Here is a 3,294-nt window from a genome sequence, read left to right on the forward strand (position 1 = left end):
CCATCTCTTGGCCTTCCTAAAGACCCTCTGATTATGCCGATCAATTGGCCAGAAATCGTGCGAATCCTGCGTCCTCCCGACCCGCGCTCGGAATAATCCAGGATGCGGAATTATGGCGGTAATTCCGATCTCGGAATTACAGGCATGTTTTTGCGACCAACACGCTGTTGCGTTGGTACGAAGCCGAGCAAGATCCCCAGCGGCTCCTGCCCATTTTGTCCACTTATCTCGGCCATGTCCACGTGGCCGACACCCAATGGTACTTGAGCGGCTCACCCGAACTGATGAAAGAAGCAATGCGCCGCCTTGAGGGCCGCTGGGAGGATCGGACATGACCAAGCATGCCAGCCTGGCGCCGCTGTTGGAGCGCTTTTTCACTCAACGCCTAATGCAACAGCGGCAGGCAAGCCCCCATACAATCAGTTCTTATCGCGATACATTTCGGCAGCTGCTGAAGTTCGCCAAACGAACATTGCATAGGCCGCCGTCTCATTTGAACTTCGAAGCCGTCGACGCGCCGTTGATCGTTGCCTTCCTTGATGACCTGGAGAGCCACCAGGGCGTCAGCGTCCGCAGCCGCAACCTGCGCCTCACGGCGATTCATTCCTTCTTTCGCTACGCGGCTTTCGAGGCACCCGAGCATTCCGCACAAATTCAACGCGTGCTTGCGATTCCCAGTAAGCGCTTCACTCGAACCCTCGTCAATTTCCTGATCCGCCCAGAGGTCGATGCCTTGCTGGCCGCACCGGATCAATCGACCTGGTCCGGGCGGCGCGATCACGCGTTCCTGCTGGTCGCGGTGCAGACCGGATTGCGGCTATCGGAGATCACCAGTCTCAAGCGGGACGATCTGTTTTTCGGCACGGGCGCCCACCTGCGTGTCATTGGCAAAGGGCGCAAGGAGCGCTGCACCCCGTTCGCCAAGTCCACGACCGCGGTCTTGAGAAACTGGCTGAAAGAACCTCAACGCGGAGAAGAAAGTATCCTGTTTCCCAGCGCCAGAGGTGAGCGGCTGAGCGTTCATGGCGTTCAGTACATACTGAACAAACACCGCCAGACCGCTTCTGTCATGTGCCCGTCCTTAAATGGAAAGCGCGTCACTGTTCATCGTCTTAGGCACACGATGGCCATGGACCTCCTGCAGGCGGGCGTCGATCGCGCCGTAATCGCTTTGTGGCTCGGTCATGAATCGGTCGAGACCACACAGATCTATCTCGAGGCGACATTGGCAATGAAGGAGAAGGCGTTGGCAAAGACGCTCCCATATTCCGGCAAGTCATCTCGTTTCCGGCCCGACGACAATTTGCTGGCGTTCTTGAACAGCCTGTAGATCACACTGACTATGTCGGGTGGCCCGGGGGTTTTTGCAGAAAATATCTCTATTCCTCAAACGTTTGCCGTTGCGGTCAAAGCTACTCGACATAGTTAGGCGGGGCAGATAGTGCCGTAGCGTGTGGGGTGAAACCCGCTTCCTGAGGCCGGCGTGGCTTTGCTACTGAATTTTGGCCCAGCGGTGATGGCGAATTTTGGCCCACCCCTGTCATTCAACCTACGGTCCGCTCGGCACGATCGGGGGGCCACGCGTGGATTGGAAAGCCAAAGTGGAATTATTCGAGCAGCTCCGTCGGGAGCATGAGTTTGGGATCGGCACGGTTGCCGGTGTAGCGGCAAAATTTGGGGTTCATCGGCGGATGGTTCGCCAGGCGCTGGCGGGCGCGTTGCCGCCTGTGCATCAGTATCCGTCACGGGTGAAGCCGAAGCTGGATGGGGTGGTGGCGTTCATTGATGGTGTTCTGGAGGCGGATCGGCGGGCACTGCGCAAGCAGCGGCATACGGCGCGGCGGATTTACCGGCGGATTCTGATTGAGTTTCCGGGCGCTTCGGTCGCGGAATCGACGGTGCGCAACCATGTGCGCGAGCGCAAGCGCCAGATGGGACTGGTGCGGCGCGAGACCTTCGTGCCGCAAACTTATGCGCTCGGCCAGGAGGCGCAGGTCGATTGGTACGAAGCCTGGGTCGATTTCGACGGCGAGCGGACCAAGGTCCAGGTGTTCGCGATGCGCTCGATGGCGAGCGGGGCGGCGTTTCATCGTGCCTATTTGAACGCGACCCAGCAGGCGTTTCTCGAGGCGCACGAGATGGCGTTCGATTATTTTGGCGGGGTATTCCGCCTGCTGCGCTACGACAATCTGGCGAGTGCGGTGCGCAAGATCCTGCGCGGCCACCGACGCGAGGAGACGGTACGGTTCATGGCGTTCCGCTCGCATTGGCGGTTTAGCGCCGAATTCTGCACGCCTGCCGAGGGTCATGAGAAAGGCGGCATCGAGGGCGAAGGCGGCTACTTCCGGCGCAATCACCTGGTGCCGGTCCCGTGGGTGGCTGATCTCGACGCGCTGAACGCCAGCCTGATCGCCGACTGCCGGGGTGATGAGGCGCGGGTTCTGGCCGGGCGAGCCGACACGATCGGCACCACGATGGCGGTGGAGCGCGATCATCTGCTGCCGCGTGCGGCCGAGGGGTTCGATATCGCCGAGATCTCCTTCCCGCTGGTCGACAAGCAAGGCTGCGTCACGGTGAAGACGAATTTCTACTCGGTGCCGATCAAGGCCGGCACGCGGGTTGAAGCCCGGATCCGGCCGCTGCATGTCGAGATCTGGCACGGCGGCAAACAGATCGCGCGGCACGAGCGCTGCCATCAGCGGCGCCAGCACGTGCTCGACCTCGAGCATTATCTCGATGTTCTGAGCCACAAGCCGGGGGCGTTCGCCGGCTCCAAGCCGTTGGCGCAATGGCGGGCGGCCGGACGCTGGCCCGATTGCTACGACGAGCTTTGGGAGCGATTGCGGGCCCGACACGGCAAGCAGAACGGCACACGGTCGATGGTGGCGGTGCTGCTGCTCGGCCGGGAGTTTGGTCATGACCGGCTCCGGGCGGCGGTTATATCCACGGTGTCGCTCGGTGCCTGCGACGTGGCGGCGGTGCGCTATCTGCTGACCGAGGCGCGGTTGCACAAGGGCCGGCCTGAACCGATCGATGTCGGGGAACTCGCCCGCTACGACCGGCCGATGCCGAGTGTCGCCGACTACGACGTATTGCTCACCGCCCCCTGCATGGGAAGCGCGTGATGAGCGATCTGCAGGACCAGGCAATCCGCCAACATTGCAAGACGCTGCGGATGCCGACCATCGGTGGCCAATTCACCCGCTTGGCGGAAGCCGCCACCCGCGAGAAGCAGTCACATCTGGGATATCTCGAAGCTTTGCTAACGGCTGAGATGGAGGAACGCGAGACCCG

At 61.2% G+C, this 3,294-nt stretch carries 2 protein-coding genes; both read left to right on the forward strand.

Going from position 1 to position 3,294, the window contains the following annotated elements:
• Window positions 1-331: 331 nt before the first annotated feature.
• Window positions 332-1,330: a site-specific integrase gene (locus AiwAL_RS19935; RefSeq protein WP_235705726.1), complete on the forward strand. Its 999-nt coding sequence runs from the start codon at window positions 332-334 to the stop codon at window positions 1,328-1,330.
• A 271-nt stretch (window positions 1,331-1,601) separates the two neighbouring features.
• The gene (gene istA / locus AiwAL_RS19940) at window positions 1,602-3,125 is read left to right on the forward strand and encodes an IS21 family transposase (protein ID WP_262313460.1); all 1,524 of its coding nucleotides are present in this window, start codon (window positions 1,602-1,604) and stop codon (window positions 3,123-3,125) included.
• The last annotated feature ends 169 nt before the right edge of the window (window positions 3,126-3,294 follow it).

The organism is Acidiphilium sp. AL (assembly GCF_025499445.1).
Lineage (GTDB): Bacteria > Pseudomonadota > Alphaproteobacteria > Acetobacterales > Acetobacteraceae > Acidiphilium > Acidiphilium iwatense.